Below are 20569 nucleotides of genomic sequence, written 5' to 3'. Positions count from 1 at the left end.
TATTAACGATAGATAATGGCGGTACCGTGCATTTTGTTATTGCCGGTCGCAGAGGTTATCAGGAAAGATTTTGCACCGGCAGCTTTGGCTTGCTGCGCCAATGCATTTTCTAACTCGGTCAAGGTAGTTGCATTACTGGCAGAAATCACGCCAGCTTCATTCAATCCTGCTGATTGATTAGTTTGTATTTGAGTGGCGGCGACGCTAGCAAATGATGCGAGAGACAGAATTAATGCCGGGGCGATGAATTTAATGCTTTTCATGTGAAACTCCAGTTTCTAGTTTATTATATTGAATAATTGATATTTTTTACTTACTCAGTAGACAATTACTGTCTGGCGATGGAGTGAATGATACAGCATTAATATTGAATGAGAATCACAAACAACTGAGCATCTAAATCAAAATATTTGATTGAGAATTTACGTTTCTTGAAGCTGATTTACTTAATGGCAGGTAAGCACAATCTCACTGCTTGACGTAAATTGACCCTCTGCGGCAATTACGACCCATAAACAGCAAGTATTGGTGTCGCTCGATAGCTGTAATTTCAGTAGAGCAGCCTGTAGAATATGAGCGTTATCATTACTTATTGACTGAAAAGGGCTTAAAAATGACGTCTGCAACTAAAACTAATAACAGTGGCCCGATATCTTCTCCGATCATTGTCGCGTTGGACTATGCCAATAAAGACGCTGCGTTAGCCTTTGCTGATCGTGTTAATCCGCAAGATTGCCGGTTAAAAGTGGGCAAGGAGATGTTTACCTTATATGGCCCTCAGTTGGTCCGTGATCTGCATGCGCGTGGTTTTGAGGTTTTCCTTGATCTGAAATTTCACGACATTCCCAACACCACCGCTAAGGCGGTGAGTGCGGCAGCTGAGCTTGGGGTGTGGATGGTCAATGTCCACGCCAGTGGTGGTGCACGCATGATGACTGCCGCCAAAGAAGCTTTATTGCCTTATGGGCACCAGGCACCCCTATTGATTGCTGTTACGGTGCTCACCAGCATGGATGGCGAAGATTTACGTGATATCGGTATTAACATCAGCCCGGCAGAACATGCCGAACGGTTAGCGAAACTGACATGGGATTGCGGTTTAGAGGGGGTGGTGTGCTCCGCCCATGAAGCTGTGCGCCTCAAGCAGGTTTGTGGCGCTGATTTTAAACTGGTTACCCCAGGTATTCGCCCGCAGGGCAGTGAGGCCGGTGATCAGCGCCGTATCATGACTCCTGAGCAAGCCGTCTCTGCTGGGGTGGATTATATGGTTATTGGGCGTCCGATCACCCAATCTCCTGACCCAGAAAAAACACTGAGTGAGATTCTGGCATCATTGAGCAAGGTGGCATAATGACGAATTATAATAGCCGTTTGGTGTATTCAACTGACTCGGGGCGTATCAGTGAGCCTGAGCTAAAACCCGCGCGGCCAAAAGGGGATGGTATTGTTCGTATTCAGCGCCAAACCAGTGGTCGTAAAGGAAAGGGCGTGTGCCTGATTACCGGTGTTGATGGCAGTGATGAGGTGCTGGATAAACTGGCAGCAGAATTGAAGAAGAAGTGCGGTTGCGGTGGCTCGATTAAAGACGGCATTATTGAAATTCAAGGAGATAAACGCGATCTTCTTAAGCAACTGCTCGAAGCCAAAGGGATGAAAGTCAAACTGGCGGGTGGCTGAGAATAATTTACAGTTTCATTTATCAGTTTTCCCCTAATTAATTGACGTTGCAGGTAGGCAGCAAGCAAACGAATCCCGATGAGCTTACACAGGTAAGTGAGCGTAGCTAACACCCTGCAACGTCAAATCATACCGATAACATTATTTGCTGACTTGGTGCCCGATAACCCCACCAACCGCCGCGCCACCTAATGTCCCCAGCGTACTGCCGGTCAACACCGCACCACCTACAGCACCAGCACCGGCACCGATTGCGGTATTGCGGTCACGTTTGGACATATTAGAACAAGCAGACAGGGACAAGGCCAGTGTTAGCGCCAAGGCGGCAGTGGCAAATCGTTTATTGATTATCATCATCATAATTCTCCTGACGTTGGCTAAGTACGGATAGATCAGGTCATATAGTTTGAATCTATCTATCCTGATGTATCCGTGCAAAATTGAAATTACCTAACTAAGTATAGGCGTTGTAGCAATTTTAGCCGAAGTCTCATTTTGTTAGTGTTTAGAATAAAAATCGTCGTTTAGATTTAAATTCAGAATTAATGCTAAAAACTCGTTTTGTCACCAATAGAAACTAGTATAAATATCCGCGAATCATTTAATAGGTAAATAGTCCTAATTTGATCTGACAAGACGGGGAATTAGGGATTGTCTGAGACTAAAGGCACGATTAACCCATTGTCAGTGCTAAATAAAATATGACGTTCTGCTATGTGTACCTCGCAGACTGTACTTTCCAGCCGATCTGCACGCAGTTTATAGCCATTTATCCCATACCGGTTCTTACCTGTGGCGCTGAAAATGAGAGAAATTCAGTCATTCAGGATACGACGATGCTCAACGAACTGAAGCAACAGGTACTGGCCGCCAATCTGGCGTTACCTCGCCACAATTTGGTCACATTCACTTGGGGCAATGTCAGTGCTGTCGATAGACAACATGGGTTACTGGTGATTAAGCCTTCCGGTGTGGAATATGACGTGATGACACTGGACGATATGGTGGTGGTAGAGCTGGAAACCGGCAAAGTGGTGGAGGGCAGTAAGAAGCCCTCATCGGATACTGATACTCACCGGGTGCTTTATCTTAATTTCCCGCAAATTGGCGGCATCGTTCATACCCATTCACGCCATGCAACCATTTGGGCCCAGGCTGGGCTAGATTTGCCTGCGTGGGGTACCACTCACGCAGATTACTTCTACGGCACCATTCCCTGTACCCGGTTGATGACGCAAGAAGAGATTGCTGGCCGCTATGAATGGGAAACCGGCAATGTCATCGTTGAGACATTCCATCAACGGGGCATTAAACCAGAAGATGTGCCTGCGGTTTTAGTCAATTCACACGGTCCGTTTGCCTGGGGGACCAGTGCGGATAATGCCGTACACAACGCGGTTGTGTTAGAGGAGTTGGCTTATATGGGGATTTTCTCACGCCAATTGAACCCGCAACTCGATGATATGCAACCGCAATTATTGGATAAACACTATTTACGCAAACACGGTAAAAATGCCTATTACGGACAATAATCGCTGTTTGGGCCTGCTGTTGAGAAGCCGACAATATGGCCCGTGTTCAGTCTTGCACGGGTTTCTCCAGCCATAGCACGGAGTCAGTGATATCGAGCATTTTTGCTTCGACCTGTGCAATGGCATCATTGATACCTTGATTGTAATAATGCGCGCCCAGCTCACGACTGATGAATTCCAGTAAAAATTCCGCATCAAAATCTTCCAGCTCAATACTCAGGTTCTGCTCCAGATAATCCTGAATTTTACGTGCCATCCGTTGAGTCTGTTCACGCGTGAAGGTGATGTCCGCCATTATTGCTGTTACTCCGTTATGAATGTTGTTCCTCTTATTCGCTGAGGATATCGACTTGAATGCCTTGTGCCGTTAATTGCTGCTGATAACCTGCGGGCAGGCGGTTATCGGTAATGACCCGGTTGATGGACGATAATGGCATCAGTGAGTTCTGATGCACCTGACCAAATTTTGATGCATCGGCCAGAATGATATTTTCAGCGCCTTTGGCTAACACACTATTAATCACATCGGCGCGTAACATATCGCGCCCGGTAAAACCGGTATCTGCCTGATAACCGTCGATACCGATAAACGCCTTGCTGAAATGCACATGGCGCAAACAAAGTTGCGTCAATGGGCCAACCATACTGTCACTTTTTTTCTGATAAATTCCGCCTAGAAGAATCACTTCACAGGAAGACTCTTTCAATTGTCTGGCGATATAACCACTCACCGTCACCAAGGTGATACCAGGGCGTTGTGCCAAATGATGCGCCAACAGGGCGTTGCTACTGCCGCTTTCGATAAATACCGTCTCACCTTCATTGACCAGTGAAGCGGCGTGATTAGCCAATTTTTGCTTCATGGCAAAGTGAGTCATCATGCGAACATCGACATCGTCACTCTCAAGAGCGACGGCTGAACCATGCACTCGTTTGAGCAAACCTCTCGTCTCTAGCTGATTGAGATCCTGACGGATTGTCACCTCAGAGACCTGCGTTTCCTGCGCCAATTCACTGACACTGACTCGTTGCCGGTCGTTTACCAACTGTAAAATTATTTGCTGTCTTGGGTTCATGGCATTCCCGATAATAAAGTGTGCTGAAAATTGAACCAGCCAACGTGGTGGTAAAAGTTCGCCGGTTCACAACAACATCATAATGATAAATAATACCTTAAATAGTAGGGATAACACCCTGTGTTACTAAGGGAAAAGTGAGGCAAGCCACAACTCTGTCTTACAACGCTATCATCGCATTTTTTGCAGTATGTAAAATACATTGCTTTTGATTGAAGTTTAATTTGCTTTCGAATGAAAGTATTTTGATAAAGATCACATTATCGATTCATGATTGGTCTATGATTGCGGCTGATGATTGGTGGTAAATCCATTTGCTTAACTGGCTTATTTGTTTAACCAGTCTGGCTGCTTACATAATCCAAACCGGAGGTTCTTATGGAGCTTTATCTTGATACCGCAGATGTAGCTGCAGTAAAACGCCTGGCGCGCGTACTGCCATTACAAGGTGTCACTACCAACCCGACTATTTTGGCCAAAGCGGGCAAGCCTATCTGGGAGGTGTTACCTGCGCTGCGCGATGCTCTGGGCGGTACCGGTAAACTTTTCGCACAAGTGCTGGCCAGTGACAGCGAACTGATGGTGTCTGAGGCAATCATGCTATCAAAGCGCGTCCCCGGTTTGGTTATCAAAATCCCCGCCACCGCAGAAGGATTGGCGGCTATTAAGCAATTGAAAGGGATGTCTATTCCGACATTAGGTACCGCCGTATATGGTGCCGGGCAAGGGCTGCTGTCTGCATTGGCGGGGGCTGAATATGTCGCACCCTATGTTAACCGACTGGATGCACAAGGCGGTGATGGCATTGCGATGGTCCGTGAGTTACAGCAATTGTTAATCTTACATGCACCGGGCGCGAAAGTATTGGCGGCCAGTTTCCGTACGCCACGTCAAGTAGTAGATTGCCTGTTGGCGGGCTGTCAGTCGGTCACCATTCCGGTGGATGTAGCAGAGCAACTTATCAGCGCGCCTGCGGTAAAAGCGGCAGTAGAACAATTTGAACAAGATTGGCAGGGCGCATTTGGCTCGCCAATCTTGAGCTAGTTGGTGGTGCCTGTGTTCAAACGGAAAATAAAAACGCCCTGTGAAACATCAACAGGGCGTGACGATGTCACTTTATGATTCAGCTTGCTAGTTTAACAAGGGCATTTCCCCAGTTTGCCGGCCTCACTGGGGAAGCGGGCATTCAGACAATAACGGTGGAATTCCCGTTCGGTCATCGGTGTAGTGTCAGGATGATGTCGGCGCATATGATTAACATAATTGCCGTAATCCTGTACTCCCACCATCAGTCGAAAGCTTTGTGCCACGCGGTGTGCGATAAGGCGCAACCAAGCCCGTAGATGAGTCGGGCGGACAGCCACAGGAACCAACGGTACACAACGCGTAATCTGGCGCGGCGTGGTTGCTAACCCTGTTCGGGTACGAAACGGTATACCTGCATTAGCCACGGGCAACCTCCTCACGGAAGACAATTTCAGTCTCATGGGTGGTCGGTTTGCTGGATTTCAGCGCACGACGGACCACAAAGAAAGATGAAATCAGCATGGTCACTGCCACCAGCATAAAGAAGGCACATAAGGCGGCATTGATCTGGTTATTGAACACAATAGTTTCCATGTCTTTAATGCTCTTGGCGGGAGCAATCAGAACGCCTTGCTCAACACCGGCAGAGAATTTCTTCGCTTGAGCCAGGAAACCAATACTCGGTTTTTCATGGAAAATCTTCTGCCAGCCCGCGGTCATTGAGGTAATAAACAGCCAAATTGTTGGCAGGATGGTTACCCAAGCATAGCGTTGCTTCTTCATTTTAAACAGGACGACAGTCCCTAAAATCAGCGCCATCGATGCCAGCATCTGGTTACCGATACCGAACAGTGGCCACAAGGTATTGATCCCCCCTAATGGGTCAACCACACCTTGATAAACAAAGAAGCCCCAGCAGGCGACCGCCACTGTGGTGCCGGACAAGTTACCCAACCATGAGCGGTTATTTGCCAGGCTCGGCACTACGACACCCACCAAATCCTGCACCATAAAGCGACAGGCTCGGGTACCGGCATCCACGGCGGTCAGAATAAACATGGCTTCAAATAGAATGGCAAAGTGATACCAGAAGGCCATCATATTGCGGCTATTAAATATCTCACTGATAATATGCGCCATCCCAACGGCGAAAGTGGGGGCACCACCCGCACGGGATAAAATGGAGTTCTCGCCAACATCTTTGGCAATCATGGCCAGGGTTTCTGGTGTGACTACAAATCCCCAACTGCTAATGGCCAGAGAGGCGCTTTCTACTGTGGTGCCAATCAACGCTGCCGGAGAGTTCATGGCGAAATAGACACCGGGATCGATAACCGAGGCACAAATTAGCGCCATGATGGCGACAAAGGATTCCATCAGCATCGCGCCATAGCCGATAAAGCGGGTGTGACTTTCACGCTCAATCAGTTTTGGTGTAGTGCCACTGGCAACCAAGGCGTGGAAGCCCGAAATGGCCCCGCAAGCGATGGTAATAAACAGGAACGGGAACAGGCTACCGGAGAATACCGGGCCGCTACCATCAATAAAACGTGTGACGGCAGGCATTTTCATTTCAGGCATGGCAAAGACAATACCAACGGCCAAACCAATAATGACGCCGATCTTCAGGAAGGTCGACAGATAGTCCCTTGGCGCCAACAACAACCACACCGGTAGCACTGAGGCGATAAAACCATAAATAACCAGCACCCAGGTCAGGGTGGTGCCGTGTAAGGTAAAGAATGGTCCCCAATAAGGGTGAGCCGCGATATTGCCGCCGTAAATAATTGCGGACATCATCAGTACGAAACCAATTAAGGATACTTCCGCGATTTTCCCCGGGCGGATAAAGCGCATATAAACGCCCATAAACAGTGCTATCGGGATAGTCGCTGCAATGGTGAACAGGCCCCATGGGCTGTCAGCCAAGGCTTTAACCACCACTAATGCTAGCGCGGACAAGATGATAATCATCACCCCCAGCGCGCCCAGCATAGTGATAACCCCGGCAAAAGCGCCCAACTCTTGTTTTGCCATCTCCCCCAGAGAGCGACCATCGCGACGGGTAGAGATAAACAGGATCAAGAAGTCCTGAACTGCACCGGCCATCATTACCCCGACCAAAATCCAGATAGTCCCCGGCAAGAAGCCCATCTGTGCGGCCAGAATTGGCCCAACCAATGGCCCGGCACCGGCAATCGCCGCAAAGTGGTGACCGAATAGTACCCATTTATTGGTCGGGACATAATCCAAGCCGTCATTGCGCCGCTCAGCAGGTGTCAGGCGCCGGTCATCCAACTCAAACACATTCTTGGCAATAAACAGGCTGTAAAAGCGGTAAGCGATGCTGTAACACGCCACTGAGGCGATCACCAACCAGATGGCATTGACATGCTCACCGCGGCTGAGTGCCAGCATAGCAAAGGCAAATGCACCAATTAACGCCACGGTCAGCCATATGACGACAGTCTTGACGTTCTTCATGGGTAACGACTCCTTGTTATGAGGAAAATTTAACAGTTATCAGCATCGGTTTTGGAAAAAAGATACAAACCGTTAGTTAACATAGGAGCTTTAATGTGAAAGAAAAGGTGCGAAAGTGAAAAGTGTGATCAATAAATTACTTTAACGTAACGTTCAGTAGTATTTGCTTACATTTTGTGACGCTGAGAGCGCTAAACTGGAGGGAACATCAAGTGGGATTGACGGGGGGCAATTGAAAAAGCCGTGGGATGTTGTGTATCACCACGGCTTAATGTGTTTTTTCTAAATATCAAACCACCGGGCGGGCCACCACATTGCGAGTTTCCATGCGAACCTCGGCAATGCGCACTTCGATTTTATCGCTTTGGCTATAAACCGTTTCACCTTTAATTTGCACGGTACCTGTTTCCTGACTGCATACCATCTCATCACGTACTGCATGAATAAACGGTGCAGGGATAAAGGCCACGGCGCCATTATCCAGCAAACGAACACGCAGACCACCACGGGTAACATCAATAATTTCCGCAGGGAAACGGGTATCAGTACCCGCTTGAGGCTGTAGATAACGGGCATACAACCAGTCACCGACATCGCGTTCGGCCATGCGATTCAGACGACGACGCTCAGCCAATTGAATCGTTATCTCGTCTTGTGGTTTCTCCGCTGGCTGGCCGGTAATAATGGCTTTGAGCAGGCGATGATTGACCATATCACCGTATTTACGAATAGGTGAAGTCCAGGTGGCATACGCCTCTAGCCCCAAACCAAAGTGTGGGCCAGGAACGGTACTGATTTCAGCAAAGGTCTGGAAGCGGCGGATACGGCTGTCGAGGAACTGGGTTGGCAATGCATCAAGATGACGGCGCAACTCACAGAAGCCTGGTAGGGTCAGTAGAGCCTGTGGGTCAGCCTCGACACCATTGGCCTGCAACACGGTCGCTGCCTGTTCAACCAATGCCGGATCAAAACCGGTATGTACGTTATAAATGCCAAAGCCCAAATTATCGCGCAAGGCAATAGCAGCGCAGACGTTGGCGGCAATCATGCACTCTTCAACAATACGGTTAGCAATACGGCGGTGCTCAACAATGATATCCAGCACCTCGCCTTTTTCACCCAATTGGAAGCGGTAATCTGGACGGTCTTTAAACACCAGGGCATGCTCTTGACGCCAGTTGCTACGCGCCTCGCACACCCGTTTCAGCAATAGAATTTGCTCGGCAATATCCGCATCCGGTGGCTGCCAACCTGTGTTGCCGTCCAGCCAGTCAGAAACCTCGTCATAAACCAGTTTGGCTTTGGACTCGACCCAGGCGGCAGAGAAACGAATATCATCACTCAGCGCGCCATCAGCGGCGATAGTCACACGGCACACTAATACCGGGCGGCGCTCATTTGGCCGCAAAGAGCAGAGGTTGTCAGACAAGTGGCGTGGCAGCATCGGAATGTTGAAGCCAGGCAGATAGTTAGTAAATGCACGTTTACGGGCGATTAAATCCAACTCACTGTTTTCATCGACATAGGCGGTTGGATCAGCAATGGCAATGGTCAACAACAGGGAACCGTCACCGTTGTCTTCCACATACAGCGCATCATCCATATCTTCGGTGCTGTTGCTGTCGATAGTAACAAAATGGAGCGCCGTCAGGTCTTCGCGTACTAAGGCGCTATCATGTAAGGTAGATTCGACCATAACCGGGGCTTCACGCTCCAGATTATGGCGAGCTAATGTTACCCACCACGGCACGAAATGATCTTCACCATTGGTAATAAATGCCGTCAAATCAGCATTAAAAGCACGATCGCCTTTTAATGGGTGACGGCGCATTTCAGCCACCGCCCAATCACCGTTCTGGAAGTCGTGGGTTAACTCACGGGCTGGACGACATTGGATGGCATCACGCAGCAGCGGGTGGTCAGGCACGATAGACAGACGATCATCTTTTCGTTGGACGCGACCGACAAAGCGGGATAGAAACGGCTCGACCAATGTTTCTGGCTCAGCAATTTCACGATCTTTATCCGTGTGCAAGGTGGCAATAATCCGATCGCCGTGCATGACTTTCTTCATCTGTGGCGGCGGAATAAAATAACTTTTCTGCCCATCTACCTCAAGAAAGCCAAAGCCTTTCTCAGTACCTTTAACCACGCCTTCAACGCGCGGGGTCTGAGTGTGAAGTTGCTGTTTTAGCTGCGCCAGCAGCGGGTTATCTTGAAACATATCGTCCAGTGAATGGTGTAGTGAGTGGGTTTAATCCGGCTGACAGTTTTACGCGAATCAGCCCCATCGGGCAAGCGGCATATCACGTTGGAGGGGAATTCCTTGTTAAAGGTATGGGCATATCCGTTGCCCATGATTGCCAGCCCTGGCAACAGCCAGAGGGCCGGCTTTAGCTAACAAACTCAGGCAATGCGCTGTGACAATGGTGGTTGCCAGCGTCGAATGGTCACTGGCACTGATTTTGACGTTGGGGTGTGGGTTTGATCACCAAAGCTGGATAAGGGCACCAGTGGGTTGGTTTCAGGATAGTATGCGGCGAGATTACCGCGCGGGATATCATAGCTCACTAACTTGAATCCACTGACTTTACGAGTAATCCCATCATTCCATAAGGTTTCTATTTCCACTAGCACGCCATCTTCTAAAGCTAACGCGGCCAAATCTTGTGGATTAATGAACAAAACTTCTCGCTGACCATAGACACCCCGGTAGCGATCGTCGAGACCATAAATGGTGGTGTTATATTGATCATGAGAGCGCAATGTTTGTAACACAAACGGGGCCGCCCCCCCTGCAATCGGCGGGAATAGACTCTCTGGCAGGGGCGCTGCGCAAAATTCAGCTTTACCACTTGGGGTAGCAAAACGCATTTCAGCGGCGGCGCTACCCAGATAGAAACCACCGGGTTGATCACAACGCGTGTTGAAATTATCAAAGCCCGGTACGGTGGCGGCAATATGATCACGGATCAGATTGTAGTCAGCGGCCAATGCCAGCCAGTCCAGCTTTGCACCATTAACCTTTTTGTTAGCGAAAACCGCATTGGCGATGCCACAAACAATGGCGGTTTCGGCGTGCTGGGTATCTGCCAGCGGCTTCCCGACACCTTCAGATGCGTGCACCATACTGAAAGAATCTTCTACCGTAATGAATTGTGAACCACTGGCTTGCATATCGCGCTCGGTGCGGCCCAGTGTCGGCAAAATCAAGGCATCAGTGCCGGTTATCAGGTGACTACGATTTAGCTTGGTACTGATATGAACGGTCAATTCGCAACTGCGTAATGCTTGTGCGGTGCGCTCAGTATCCGGTGCCGCCGCCGCCAAATTCCCGCCAAGGGCAATCAGCACTTTTACTTCACCGCGCAACATCGCCTCGAGAGCTTCCACGGTGTTATGACCCGCACTTTGTGGTGGGGTGAAACCAAAATGGTCGGCCAAACGATCCAGCATGGCTTTTGCGGGTTTTTCATCAATGCCCATCGTGCGATTACCTTGCACGTTACTGTGACCACGTACCGGACATAACCCCGCGCCGGGTTTGCCTAACTGACCAAACAACAGTTGGAGATTAGCCAGTTCCCGCACCGTTATCACTGAATGTTTATGCTGAGTGATCCCCATCGCCCAGGTGATGATAATGCGCTCGGCATGTTGATAAATATCAGCGGCATGGCGAATTTGCTCTTCACTCAGGCCCGACTGTTGGGTGATCTGCGCCCAAGAGGTGTTATCAACGGCCGCCAGATACGCCGCTATACCTTGTGTATGTACCGCAATAAAGGCTTGATCAAACAAACCTGATTCCCCTTGCGCCAATTGATAGCGATGGGTTTCCAATAAGGCTTTTACCATGCCGCGCACCGCCGCCATATCACCACCCAAATTAGGTTGAAAATAAGCAGAACTAATAGGGGAGGATTTTGGTGTCAGCATCTCAAGAGGATTTTGCGGATCGGCGAAACGCTCCAAACCGCGTTCACGCAAGGTATTGAAGCTAACAATACGTGCACCGCGATCTTTGGCATGACGAAGGCTGTGTAGCATGCGGGGGTGGTTAGTCCCCGGGTTTTGTCCGAAAACAAAAATAGCATCGGCCAGTTCGAAGTCCTGCATCTGAATGGTACCTTTACCAACGCCGATACTCTGCTTTAATCCGGTACCACTGGCTTCATGGCACATGTTTGAGCAGTCCGGGAAGTTATTGGTCCCCAACATGCGGCCAAATAACTGATAAAGGTAAGAGGCTTCATTGCTGGCCCGCCCGGAGGTATACAGCTCCAGCTGATCGGGGTTATCCAATCCATTAATATGCTGAGCGATCAACGCCAAAGCATCTTCCCAACTGATGGGTTGGTAGCGGTCAGTTTGTGGGTTATAACGCATCGGATGGGTGAGTCGCCCCTGGTACTCAAGGAAGTAGTCACTCTGCTGGCGCAATGTGGTCAGACTGTGTTCGGCAAAGAATTGGGGTTCCACCGCTTTGCGGGTTGCTTCCCAACTGACCGCTTTAGCGCCATTTTCGCAAAAACTGAAGGTGCTGTGATTATCGTCGCCCCAGGCACAACCGGGGCAGTCAAAACCTTTTACCTGATTGACCCGCAACAAATTGCGAATATTTTTCAACGCTTGCTTGCTGTCCAGGACAAAGCGGGTGGTTGCTTCGAGAGAACCCCAGCCACCAGCTGCGCCGGTATAGGGTTTTATTGCTGATTTAAATTTCATAATGATACGCCGCAGGTGTCTTTTTTGTTTCAAGCAGGTAACAAAATCATTAACTGTTTGAGTCTGTTTTGTCACAAGTTTAGTGGCGCGGCGGTATGGCGTCTAATCGAATACCGCAATCGCGGCATAGAGGGGGTTTATCGTGGTTGATAACATGCGGTGAGACGCGCCAGAAGTGTATCGCGCTCACTGCATAGAGTGGCAGCGTGATGTATCAGCATTCTTATCGTCGGCCGGTGCTCACCGCCACAGGTATTTACTGAGCGTGGTCAGTGAATTAATGCTCGGGGTAGACCTTCTCTTTAAACTCACACAAGTCTTCAATAATGCACGAACCACAGCGCGGTTTACGGGCAATACAGGTATAGCGACCATGCAGGATCAACCAGTGGTGGCAATCAAGTTTAAATTCAGCCGGAACCACCTTGAGTAGCTTGGCTTCAACCTGATCTACATTGCTACCGGGAGCAAAGCCAGTGCGATTACAGACACGGAATATATGGGTATCTACCGCGATTGTGGGCCAACCAAAGGCGGTGTTCAACACCACATTGGCCGTTTTACGCCCCACACCGGGCAGCGCTTCGAGTGCTGCTCTGTCTTCAGGCACCTCGCCATTATGTTTTTCCAGCAAAATACGGCAGGTTTTAATCACATTTTCAGCTTTGGTATTAAACAAGCCGATGGTCTTGATGTATGCCTTCAGGCCATCGACACCCAGGTCAAGCAGGGCTTGCGGGGTATTAGCCACCGGATAAAGTTTGGCAGTGGCTTTATTGACGCTGACATCGGTGGCTTGTGCCGAGAGCAATACCGAAATAAGCAGTTCAAAAGGTGAGGTGTAGACCAGTTCAGTGGTTGGATGTGGATTGTTGTCCCGCAGACGGGTCAGAATCGCGACACGTTTTTCTTTATTCATAAGGCTTTCCCGGCATCTCCATCCTGAAGTTGCGGCGCAGTTGCTACTACTTGTGCTTTGCGCGCTTTTATTTTTTCGTCAATGACATATTTACCGGCCAGCAGTAATCCCAAACCAATAAAGGCACCTGGCGGCAGCATTGCCAGCAGAAAAGGGCTATCCAGATGCAGAATTTCGATACGCAGCACTTTTGCCCAGTTACCTAACAGCATATCCGCGCCATCAAACAACGTACCGTTACCCAGGATTTCACGCAGTGATCCCAGTACAAATAACGCGCTGGTTGCCCCTAGCCCCATAGCCAAGCCATCGAGTGCCGATAACCCCACCGGATTCTTGGCCGCGTAAGCTTCCGCCCGGCCAATCACAATGCAGTTAGTAACAATCAATGGAATAAATATCCCGAGGGATTGATATAACCCAAAGGCATAAGCGTTAATCAGCATTTGCACGGTACTGACCACGGAAGCAATGATCATCACATAGATTGGAATACGAATTTCATTTGGCACCCAGCGGCGCAAAGCCGATACCGCGGTATTGGTACATACCAATACCAGCGTGGTAGCTAATCCCAAACCGAGGGCATTGGTGGCGGTAGAGGAGACCGCCAACAACGGACATAGCCCCAGTAGCTGCACTAGCGCTGAGTTATTCTTCCATAACCCCTGCGCTAACAGATTTTTTGCTTCACTCATTGCCGTTCTCCACAGCCTGGCAGGCTATCAAGCCTTGCTGGCAAGGTTTCCAAATACAGCGTGGTGCTTTTCACCGCCCGCACCACTGCTCTTGGTGTAATGGTGGCGCCGGTAAATTGATCAAAGGTACCGCCATCTTTTTTTACGGCCCAGCGTTTGTCTTGTTCACTTGCTACATGTTGGCCGCTGAAATGGCTAATCCAGTCAGAGATTCTAATATCAATTTTATCACCGAGACCGGGGGTTTCGTGATGTTCTATCACCCGACTGCCCAGCACATTACCGTGGAAATCTGCACCGACTAACAGTTGGATAGCGCCGGAATAACCATCGGGAGCGGTGGTTTCAATCGCGGCAGCCACGGGTTTATTCGCCAACCGGGCCAGATACAAGCGATGAGGCGACAGGTTACCCAACGCGGCATCAGTGACAACGTAACATTCTGCTTGCATATCGTTGTCATAATTTTCAGCCGGGACAACCTGATCCAGCAACGCTTTTTGTTGCAAAGCGGCTTGATGGGCGATGGTTGACTCTGTCAGTGAGTTAACCACCGCCGTCAATCCGGTAGCACCGGCGGCAAACAGCGCCAAAGTAATGCCGTGACGCTTCATGGTTTTTAGCATAACGGCTCCTTATTTACCGGCACGGTTGTGACCATAAACCCGAGGCTGGGTATAGTGGTCAATCAGTGGAACAGTAATATTGGCCAGCAGTACGGCAAAGGCAACCCCGTCAGGATAGCCACCATACACCCGAATTAACCACACCAGAATACCGATTAATGCGCCGAAAATCAGCCGGCCACGGGGCGTGGTGGAGGCACTGACCGGATCGGTGGCAATAAAGAACGCCCCCAACATGGTGGCACCGGAAAACAGGTGCAACATCGGCGGGGCAAAACTTTGCGGGGCAACTATCCAACTAATTGCGGCACAGCCAGCCAGTGCCAACAAGAAACTGACCGGAATGTGCCAATGAATCGCTTTACGCCATAGCAGCAATAAGCCGCCCGCCAGAAAACCGAGATTGATCCATTGCCAGCCTACCCCCGCCAGCGTTGCGGCAAAAATGGGCTGTTGCAGAATTTGATCTACGGGTTGTGAGCGTAGGGCGGTTTTAAAGCTATCAAGCGGTGTGGCCTGACTGACACCGTCATAACTCATCTGGAGTTGATGAATATCAGCGCCACTGTGGGTATATCCGGTAAAGATAATTAAAAGAGAGTCATAAAACCCCACCGGTGCAGCTTGTAATGGCAGCGGCGGTAACCAACTGGTCATTTGTACCGGGAATGAAATAAGCAGAACAACATAACCCACCATGGCCGGGTTGAACGGATTTTGTCCCAAACCACCATACAGTTGTTTAGCGATGACGATAGCAAACAGCGTACCCAACACAATCATCCACCAAGGGGCCAATGGGGGCAGGCTTATCCCCAGCAGTAAGCCGGTGAGCAGGGCGGAGTTATCTTGTAACCGCATCAATACGGGCTGTTTGCGTAACTGCAAAACGGCCCCTTCGGCTAGCATGGCGGTAACCATTGCCAGTGCTACCTGAATCAGGTTGCCATAACCAAAGAAGTAGGTCTGAGCAATAATGCCCGGAATGCAGGCCAGAATCACCAGCAGCATGATGCTACGGGTACTACGTTGATTGTGCGTAAAAGGGGAACTGGCTATTTGCAACCCTTTGTTCTGGGTCGATGCTGCTGGCCTGAATTTCATGAAATTACAACCATATGTCGAATGCTTAACAGAGTTCTTAAACGCAGTTATCGCGCTGGCAAGTCAATACTTGCGGGCATCGATACACTCAGCCGTCAGGGGGATAATATTTGTGCCGCATTCTACCCTATTCAGACAAAGTGTAATACGCCTTAATCATAGGGTTATTATCCATAATGTGTTGAAATATTAAGTAAGCTGTAGCATTTAATAAATCAGGCTAATCTAAAAATTTAACTTGCAATTTATATCGCGATGGTAACAAACATATAGCAAAAACGGGTTTTTGTGCGGCTTGTGGGTATTAGGCTTTGGTCTCAGATAAATAGATTTAACTCTTTGTTTTAATGGGTTTGTTTTTGTTTTATCTGTAGCTAATCAACTGTAAGTTAACGATTTATTAACTTGTGAAATTAGATTTGAGAAAAGCGTTGGCATAATGATAGATTAATGTAGTATGCACTGTAATTATATATTTAAAGAACAATAAGATGATAAACGAAGACATATTGTTTATAGAAGAATTAATTGAGTGGATTGAAATCAATTTAGAAAAGAGGCCCACACTGGACGATGTGGCGAAGATTTCTGGATATTCAAAATGGCATCTACAACGGAAATTTAAAAGTATTGTGGGGGTACAATTAGCCTCCTATATACGTGGCCGGGTACTGACTCGCGCAGCGGTTGCATTGCGCATTTCACGCCGTCCTATCATTGAAATCTCTGATGAGTTGGGTTTCGATTCGCAGCAAACCTTTACCCGTACATTTAAGAAGCGTTTTGGTGTTACCCCAAATAGTTTTCGTCAAATGGAACACTGGGATGTGCAAGGGATGATTCCCCGTTTCGGTTTTTGTGAAAATTACACCCCAGAAATCAAACGGATATCTTTACCACCGCGAGAATTGGTGGGCTTTACACGGCGGCTGGATTTTGACGAACACAACCATTGTAGTGGTCAACACTCCTCCTGTATGGCGATGAAAGATGAAATTCTGCTCGATTTCTTTAAGGAAGTTAATTTCTCATGCCAACGGGTGTACTCGCTGTTTTCTGCCAAAGAGTGTCAACAAGGGCAAAACAGTGTGAATTATTCGACTGCGATTGATAAAGACAAGCGGCATGAAATCCAGGGGCTGCGTGAGGTTGATCATATCTCTATTCCGGCGGGGGAGTTTCTCTCCATATCCCACCAAGGTAGTGCCAAAGAGTGTGTGAAATTCTCAATTTATTTGTTTAATGAAGTGCTGCCAAAATTACGCGAAGAGTTTGGTGGTGGTATCGAAATGGAAGTTATTGAGATAGACAGTTGTCACGCCGAATCAAAAATGCGTGATATCTCGGTGGTTTATAACTATCAGATGTTGACGAACTGATGTACTGCCGCAGTGGCAGTGCGTCAGTTCAGTGTGTTACCTCTTAATCTGGGTTAGCAGTTTGTGCGGCTTTCTTGGCTTTGACCCGGGCAATGGCGGCAGCTACAGCGGCTTTGCGTGGATCTACTTCTGATTCTTCATGTTCATGCGTCACAACCGCGGGCTCAAGCTGTGTTTGTGCGGCTTTCTTGGCTTTGACCCGGGCAATGGCGGCAGCTACAGCGGCTTGGCGTGGATCTTCTTCTGATTCTTCATGTTCATGCGTCGCAACCGCGGACTCAAGCTGTGCTTGTGCGGCTTTCTTGGCTTTGACCCGGGCAATGGCAGCAGCTACAGCGGCTTGGCGCGGATCAACCGACGACGGTGTTGACTCATCGGAGGCGACAGTCAGCTGTTTTTCTGCCTGACGTGCTCTGGCCTGTGCTTTACGTGCTTCTCGAGCGGCAATAACGGCACTGTTATCCGGTGCTTGCCCTGCGATCACGCTGATAACCGCGTCGGCATTCTTATCCTGGCGAGCTAATCGACTGACAGCGGCTTCAACCTTTTGCTGGTCAGCATCAGTCAGCTTGACCGCGGCTTGTTTATGGCGCAGTTCACGCGCATGCTTTTCTCGTTCCAACCGCGCTTGTTTGGCCTCAAAACGTGCTTTGGCTTCCGCTGCTCGGGCATTTTCCTGATCGAGGGCGCGGATTTCTGCTTTTTCCTGACGGTAATACTGTACTAATGGGATATTGCTCGGGCATACATAGGCGCAAGCACCACATTCAATACAATCGAATAAGTTATGATTGCGCGCTTTCTCGTGTTCTTCACCTCGACTGAACCAATAGAGCTGTTGGGGCAATAAACCTGCTGGACAGGCATCAACACATAAGCCACAGCGAATACAAGCTTGTTCCGGTTCAGATAGCCCCATTTCGGCTTCGGTCGGCGCTAAAATACAGTTACTGATCTTAACGATCGGTACATCCAAACTTGGCAAGGTAAAGCCCATCAGCGGGCCACCCATGATCACCATCGGTTGGTGCTGAGGCTGAAATCCGGCCAGTTTCAACAAGTGCAATACCGGTGTCCCAATTCTGGCCCAGAAATTGCCTGGGTTTGCTAATGCATCACCAGTGAGTGTCACGACTCGTTCAATTAATGGCTCATCGTCGATAATCGCTCGCTTAATGGCAACTACTGTACCCACGTTTTGCATCAATACCCCAATGGATGAGGAGTGCTTGCCGAAAGGCACCTCTTTACCAGTCAGGATTTTGGTGAGCTGCTTGGCACCCCCGGACGGATATTTAGTCGGTACAACCCGCAACTGGATCTCGTCATGGCCCTGTAATACATGTTGTAAAGCCGCAATGGCGGCGGGCTTATTATCTTCAATGCCAATCAACACCTGCTGTGGTTGCAGCAAATGTCTTAGAATATCAATACCGGCGACCAGTTCCTGCGCGTGCTCCTGCATTAACCGATCATCGGCAGTGATATAAGGCTCGCATTCAGCCGCATTGATAATCAGGGTGGTAACACTGTTCACGCCACCTTGTAATTTACTGGCGGTCGGAAAGCCTGCGCCGCCCAAACCGGCGATACCCGCTTGATGAATACGATCCAGTAACGCTGCGGTATCTCGCTGTAAATAGTCGGCCCACGGCTGTTGCTCACGCCAACGGTCTTCACCATCCGGGGTAATATGTACACACAACTCAGCCAACCCGGAGGGATGTGCAGTGGTATGCGGGGCAATAGCCGTAATAGTGCCAGAGGTGGGGGCATGTACTGGAACTGTGCGGCCACGGCCCACGGTCAGCGGCTGGCCCTTTAATACTTGTTCACCGGTTCTGACGCGCAGTTCACCTTCTGGCCCCAGATGTTGTTGCAACGGAATGATCATTTGCTCAGGCAAGGATGCGATGCGCATTGGCACCGTGCTGGATTGCAACTTCATTTCCGGTGGATGGATACCCCCGTCAAAATCCCAGATATTGTCGTGTTGGCGGGCAGTAAACAGCTTAAACATGTTGCTCCACATCTATCATTTTCACTGGAATCATCTGTGAGGCCACTAACTGGCTGGGAAGATTTTTGACCGGAATAGTGCTCAGATCCCACTTCCAGTTAGCGGTGGTGGTGGCAACCGGAATCATTTCAATACAGTCTGTCGGGCAAGGGGCAACACAAAGGTCGCAGCCGGTACACAGGTCTGGCAATACGGTATGCATAGCTCGGGTGGCACCCACAATGGCATCGACAGGGCAGGCCTGAATACATTTTGTGCACCCAATACAATTGGCTTCATCAATAAAGGCCACTTTACGCTGTGGATGAGCCGCCGCTTCGTCACCCTCTAGAGGTTGTGGTTCAACCGCCAGCAGTTCAGCCAGCTTAAGCATCACTTGTTCGCCACCCGGTGCGCACTTATTGATTTTCTCCCCCTGAGAGGATACAGCTTCTGCATAGGGCCGACAGCCAGGGTAGCCACATTGACCGCACTGGCTTTGCGGCAAGATTGCTTCTACTTGCTCAACCACGGGGTCTTGATCAACCTGAAAACGGCGAGCAGCAAAACCAAGCACCACGCCTGATATCAGCGCCAATGTACTTAATGCACCTACGGCAATCCATAACGACATCATTAGAACTTCACCAACCCGGTAAAGCCCATAAAGGCCAATGACATCAAACCTGCTGTAATCAGGGCGATAGAAGACCCGCGGAATGGCGCAGGAACGTCAGCCACCGCCAACCGTTCGCGAATAGCAGCGAATAACACCATTACCAGAGAGAAACCAGCTGCGGCACTGAAGCCATAAACCGCCGATTGCATAAAATTATGAGATTGATTGACATTAAGCAACGCGACACCCAACACAGCACAGTTAGTGGTGATCAGTGGCAGAAATATCCCCAGCAAACGATAAAGTGCCGGGCTGGTTTTGCGTACCACCAATTCGGTAAATTGCACCACGACGGCGATGACTAAAATAAAAGCCAATGTGCGTAAATACACCAAACCAAGCGGCAGCAAGATAAAGCTGTTTACCATCCAGGCGCAAACAGAGGCCAATGTTAGTACAAAGGTAGTTGCCAGCCCCATACCAATAGCGGTCTCCAGTTTTTTGGAGACCCCCATAAACGGGCACAGGCCAAGGAATTTGACCAGCACAAAGTTGTTTACCAATACAGTACCGACAAACAGGAGCAGGTATTCAGTCATTACGAAGCCTAAAAAAATAAAAGCCGCCTATTATCCAAAATTGGCGGCCTGACGACAACAGATGAAGTGCAGGGTTATTACGATTTACTGGCTATTTTAGGGG

At 49.2% G+C, this 20569-nt stretch carries 20 protein-coding genes; 5 read left to right on the top strand and 15 right to left on the bottom strand.

Annotation, left to right across the window (positions count from 1 at the left end; all coding sequences use genetic code 11):
* Window positions 1–2: 2 nt before the first annotated feature.
* The gene (gene bhsA, locus V1953_RS10405) at window positions 3–263 is read right to left on the bottom strand and encodes a multiple stress resistance protein BhsA (RefSeq protein ID WP_083158897.1); all 261 of its coding nucleotides are present in this window, start codon (window positions 261–263) and stop codon (window positions 3–5) included.
* 350 nt (window positions 264–613) lie between these two features.
* On the opposite strand from bhsA, the gene pyrF reads away from it, so the two are divergent.
* Both pyrF and yciH read left to right on the top strand, forming a co-directional pair.
* On the top strand, window positions 614–1351 hold the full coding sequence (pyrF, locus tag V1953_RS10400; RefSeq protein ID WP_083158896.1) for an orotidine-5'-phosphate decarboxylase: 738 nt from the start codon (window positions 614–616) through the stop codon (window positions 1349–1351).
* Window positions 1351–1677 carry a stress response translation initiation inhibitor YciH gene (yciH, locus tag V1953_RS10395; RefSeq protein ID WP_083158895.1) on the top strand — a complete coding sequence of 109 codons (327 nt, stop codon included), beginning with the start codon at window positions 1351–1353 and terminating at the stop codon, window positions 1675–1677. The genes pyrF and yciH overlap by 1 nt, the downstream gene beginning before the upstream one ends.
* A gap of 141 nt (window positions 1678–1818) precedes the next feature.
* On the opposite strand, the gene osmB is transcribed toward yciH, so the two are convergent.
* Complete coding sequence (gene osmB / locus V1953_RS10390) at window positions 1819–2034, bottom strand: osmotically-inducible lipoprotein OsmB (RefSeq protein ID WP_083158894.1); 216 nt, start codon at window positions 2032–2034, stop codon at window positions 1819–1821.
* A gap of 479 nt (window positions 2035–2513) precedes the next feature.
* Here osmB and araD point away from each other — a divergent pair, with 479 nt between their 5' ends.
* The gene (araD, locus tag V1953_RS10385; RefSeq protein WP_442820904.1) at window positions 2514–3209 is read left to right on the top strand and encodes an L-ribulose-5-phosphate 4-epimerase; all 696 of its coding nucleotides are present in this window, start codon (window positions 2514–2516) and stop codon (window positions 3207–3209) included.
* Window positions 3210–3255: 46 nt separating this feature from the next.
* Here the strand turns inward: araD and V1953_RS10380 are convergent, their stop codons facing one another.
* A complete protein-coding gene (locus V1953_RS10380) occupies window positions 3256–3504 on the bottom strand; it encodes a DUF2164 domain-containing protein (protein WP_005191610.1) in 249 nt (82 codons plus the stop codon).
* Between the two features lie 34 nt (window positions 3505–3538).
* Complete coding sequence (locus tag V1953_RS10375) at window positions 3539–4285, bottom strand: DeoR/GlpR family DNA-binding transcription regulator (protein ID WP_083158892.1); 747 nt, start codon at window positions 4283–4285, stop codon at window positions 3539–3541.
* Window positions 4286–4663: 378 nt separating this feature from the next.
* Between V1953_RS10375 and fsa the strand changes: the two genes are divergently transcribed.
* Complete coding sequence (gene fsa, locus V1953_RS10370) at window positions 4664–5329, top strand: fructose-6-phosphate aldolase (RefSeq protein WP_442850881.1); 666 nt, start codon at window positions 4664–4666, stop codon at window positions 5327–5329.
* A gap of 92 nt (window positions 5330–5421) precedes the next feature.
* Here the strand turns inward: fsa and V1953_RS10365 are convergent, their stop codons facing one another.
* The 8 genes from V1953_RS10365 to rsxD form a co-directional block, all read right to left on the bottom strand.
* Window positions 5422–5736, bottom strand: coding sequence for a CstA-like transporter-associated (seleno)protein (locus V1953_RS10365; protein WP_420073496.1), 315 nt, complete (start codon window positions 5734–5736; stop codon window positions 5422–5424).
* On the bottom strand, window positions 5729–7795 hold the full coding sequence (locus V1953_RS10360; RefSeq protein WP_083158889.1) for a carbon starvation CstA family protein: 2067 nt from the start codon (window positions 7793–7795) through the stop codon (window positions 5729–5731). The genes V1953_RS10365 and V1953_RS10360 overlap by 8 nt, the downstream gene beginning before the upstream one ends.
* 289 nt (window positions 7796–8084) lie before the next feature.
* Complete coding sequence (locus V1953_RS10355; RefSeq protein ID WP_442850880.1) at window positions 8085–10019, bottom strand: exoribonuclease II; 1935 nt, start codon at window positions 10017–10019, stop codon at window positions 8085–8087.
* Between the two features lie 182 nt (window positions 10020–10201).
* On the bottom strand, window positions 10202–12523 hold the full coding sequence (locus tag V1953_RS10350; protein ID WP_442850879.1) for an FdhF/YdeP family oxidoreductase: 2322 nt from the start codon (window positions 12521–12523) through the stop codon (window positions 10202–10204).
* Window positions 12524–12800: 277 nt separating this feature from the next.
* On the bottom strand, window positions 12801–13442 hold the full coding sequence (gene nth / locus V1953_RS10345; RefSeq protein ID WP_372558991.1) for an endonuclease III: 642 nt from the start codon (window positions 13440–13442) through the stop codon (window positions 12801–12803).
* A complete protein-coding gene (locus V1953_RS10340; RefSeq protein ID WP_083158885.1) occupies window positions 13439–14140 on the bottom strand; it encodes an electron transport complex subunit E in 702 nt (233 codons plus the stop codon). Before V1953_RS10340 ends, nth begins: the two co-directional genes overlap by 4 nt.
* Entirely contained in the window at window positions 14137–14766 is a 630-nt protein-coding gene (gene rsxG, locus V1953_RS10335) for an electron transport complex subunit RsxG (protein WP_083158884.1), read from the bottom strand. Before rsxG ends, V1953_RS10340 begins: the two co-directional genes overlap by 4 nt.
* Before the next feature lie 9 nt (window positions 14767–14775).
* Entirely contained in the window at window positions 14776–15870 is a 1095-nt protein-coding gene (rsxD, locus tag V1953_RS10330) for an electron transport complex subunit RsxD (RefSeq protein WP_193784661.1), read from the bottom strand.
* Window positions 15871–16361: 491 nt separating this feature from the next.
* Here rsxD and V1953_RS10325 point away from each other — a divergent pair, with 491 nt between their 5' ends.
* Complete coding sequence (locus V1953_RS10325; RefSeq protein WP_083158883.1) at window positions 16362–17249, top strand: helix-turn-helix domain-containing protein; 888 nt, start codon at window positions 16362–16364, stop codon at window positions 17247–17249.
* A 43-nt stretch (window positions 17250–17292) separates the two neighbouring features.
* Here V1953_RS10325 and rsxC read toward each other — a convergent pair whose 3' ends face one another.
* From rsxC to rsxA, 3 genes are read right to left on the bottom strand one after another with little or no spacing between them, the layout of a single operon-like run.
* The gene (gene rsxC / locus V1953_RS10320) at window positions 17293–19269 is read right to left on the bottom strand and encodes an electron transport complex subunit RsxC (RefSeq protein ID WP_442850878.1); all 1977 of its coding nucleotides are present in this window, start codon (window positions 19267–19269) and stop codon (window positions 17293–17295) included.
* Window positions 19262–19885: an electron transport complex subunit RsxB gene (gene rsxB / locus V1953_RS10315; RefSeq protein ID WP_083158881.1), complete on the bottom strand. Its 624-nt coding sequence runs from the start codon at window positions 19883–19885 to the stop codon at window positions 19262–19264. Before rsxB ends, rsxC begins: the two co-directional genes overlap by 8 nt.
* Window positions 19885–20466 carry an electron transport complex subunit RsxA gene (gene rsxA, locus V1953_RS10310; protein WP_013649928.1) on the bottom strand — a complete coding sequence of 194 codons (582 nt, stop codon included), beginning with the start codon at window positions 20464–20466 and terminating at the stop codon, window positions 19885–19887. Before rsxA ends, rsxB begins: the two co-directional genes overlap by 1 nt.
* Window positions 20467–20569 lie beyond the last annotated feature (103 nt).

The organism is Yersinia sp. 2541 StPb PI (assembly GCF_052217145.1).
GTDB classification, from domain to species: domain Bacteria; phylum Pseudomonadota; class Gammaproteobacteria; order Enterobacterales; family Enterobacteriaceae; genus Yersinia; species Yersinia enterocolitica_E.
Note: the sequence above shows the minus strand (reverse complement) of the source record. Positions and strands in the feature narration are given on the sequence as shown.

Bases quoted from the DNA above. Each gene is read 5' to 3' on its own strand.
- V1953_RS10350 (WP_442850879.1), bottom strand. From the start codon at position 12,523: ATGAAATTTAAATCAGCAATAAAACCCTATACCGGCGCAGCTGGTGGC.
- osmB (WP_083158894.1), bottom strand. From the start codon at position 2,034: ATGATGATAATCAATAAACGATTTGCCACTGCCGCCTTGGCGCTAACA.
- rsxD (WP_193784661.1), bottom strand. From the start codon at position 15,870: ATGAAATTCAGGCCAGCAGCATCGACCCAGAACAAAGGGTTGCAAATA.
- rsxB (WP_083158881.1), bottom strand. From the start codon at position 19,885: ATGATGTCGTTATGGATTGCCGTAGGTGCATTAAGTACATTGGCGCTG.
- V1953_RS10380 (WP_005191610.1), bottom strand. From the start codon at position 3,504: ATGGCGGACATCACCTTCACGCGTGAACAGACTCAACGGATGGCACGT.
- pyrF (WP_083158896.1), top strand. From the start codon at position 614: ATGACGTCTGCAACTAAAACTAATAACAGTGGCCCGATATCTTCTCCG.
- bhsA (WP_083158897.1), bottom strand. From the start codon at position 263: ATGAAAAGCATTAAATTCATCGCCCCGGCATTAATTCTGTCTCTCGCA.
- yciH (WP_083158895.1), top strand. From the start codon at position 1,351: ATGACGAATTATAATAGCCGTTTGGTGTATTCAACTGACTCGGGGCGT.
- araD (WP_442820904.1), top strand. From the start codon at position 2,514: ATGCTCAACGAACTGAAGCAACAGGTACTGGCCGCCAATCTGGCGTTA.
- V1953_RS10325 (WP_083158883.1), top strand. From the start codon at position 16,362: ATGATAAACGAAGACATATTGTTTATAGAAGAATTAATTGAGTGGATT.
- rsxC (WP_442850878.1), bottom strand. From the start codon at position 19,269: ATGTTTAAGCTGTTTACTGCCCGCCAACACGACAATATCTGGGATTTT.
- V1953_RS10340 (WP_083158885.1), bottom strand. From the start codon at position 14,140: ATGAGTGAAGCAAAAAATCTGTTAGCGCAGGGGTTATGGAAGAATAAC.
- rsxG (WP_083158884.1), bottom strand. From the start codon at position 14,766: ATGCTAAAAACCATGAAGCGTCACGGCATTACTTTGGCGCTGTTTGCC.
- V1953_RS10375 (WP_083158892.1), bottom strand. From the start codon at position 4,285: ATGAACCCAAGACAGCAAATAATTTTACAGTTGGTAAACGACCGGCAA.
- fsa (WP_442850881.1), top strand. From the start codon at position 4,664: ATGGAGCTTTATCTTGATACCGCAGATGTAGCTGCAGTAAAACGCCTG.
- nth (WP_372558991.1), bottom strand. From the start codon at position 13,442: ATGAATAAAGAAAAACGTGTCGCGATTCTGACCCGTCTGCGGGACAAC.
- V1953_RS10355 (WP_442850880.1), bottom strand. From the start codon at position 10,019: ATGTTTCAAGATAACCCGCTGCTGGCGCAGCTAAAACAGCAACTTCAC.
- rsxA (WP_013649928.1), bottom strand. From the start codon at position 20,466: ATGACTGAATACCTGCTCCTGTTTGTCGGTACTGTATTGGTAAACAAC.
- V1953_RS10360 (WP_083158889.1), bottom strand. From the start codon at position 7,795: ATGAAGAACGTCAAGACTGTCGTCATATGGCTGACCGTGGCGTTAATT.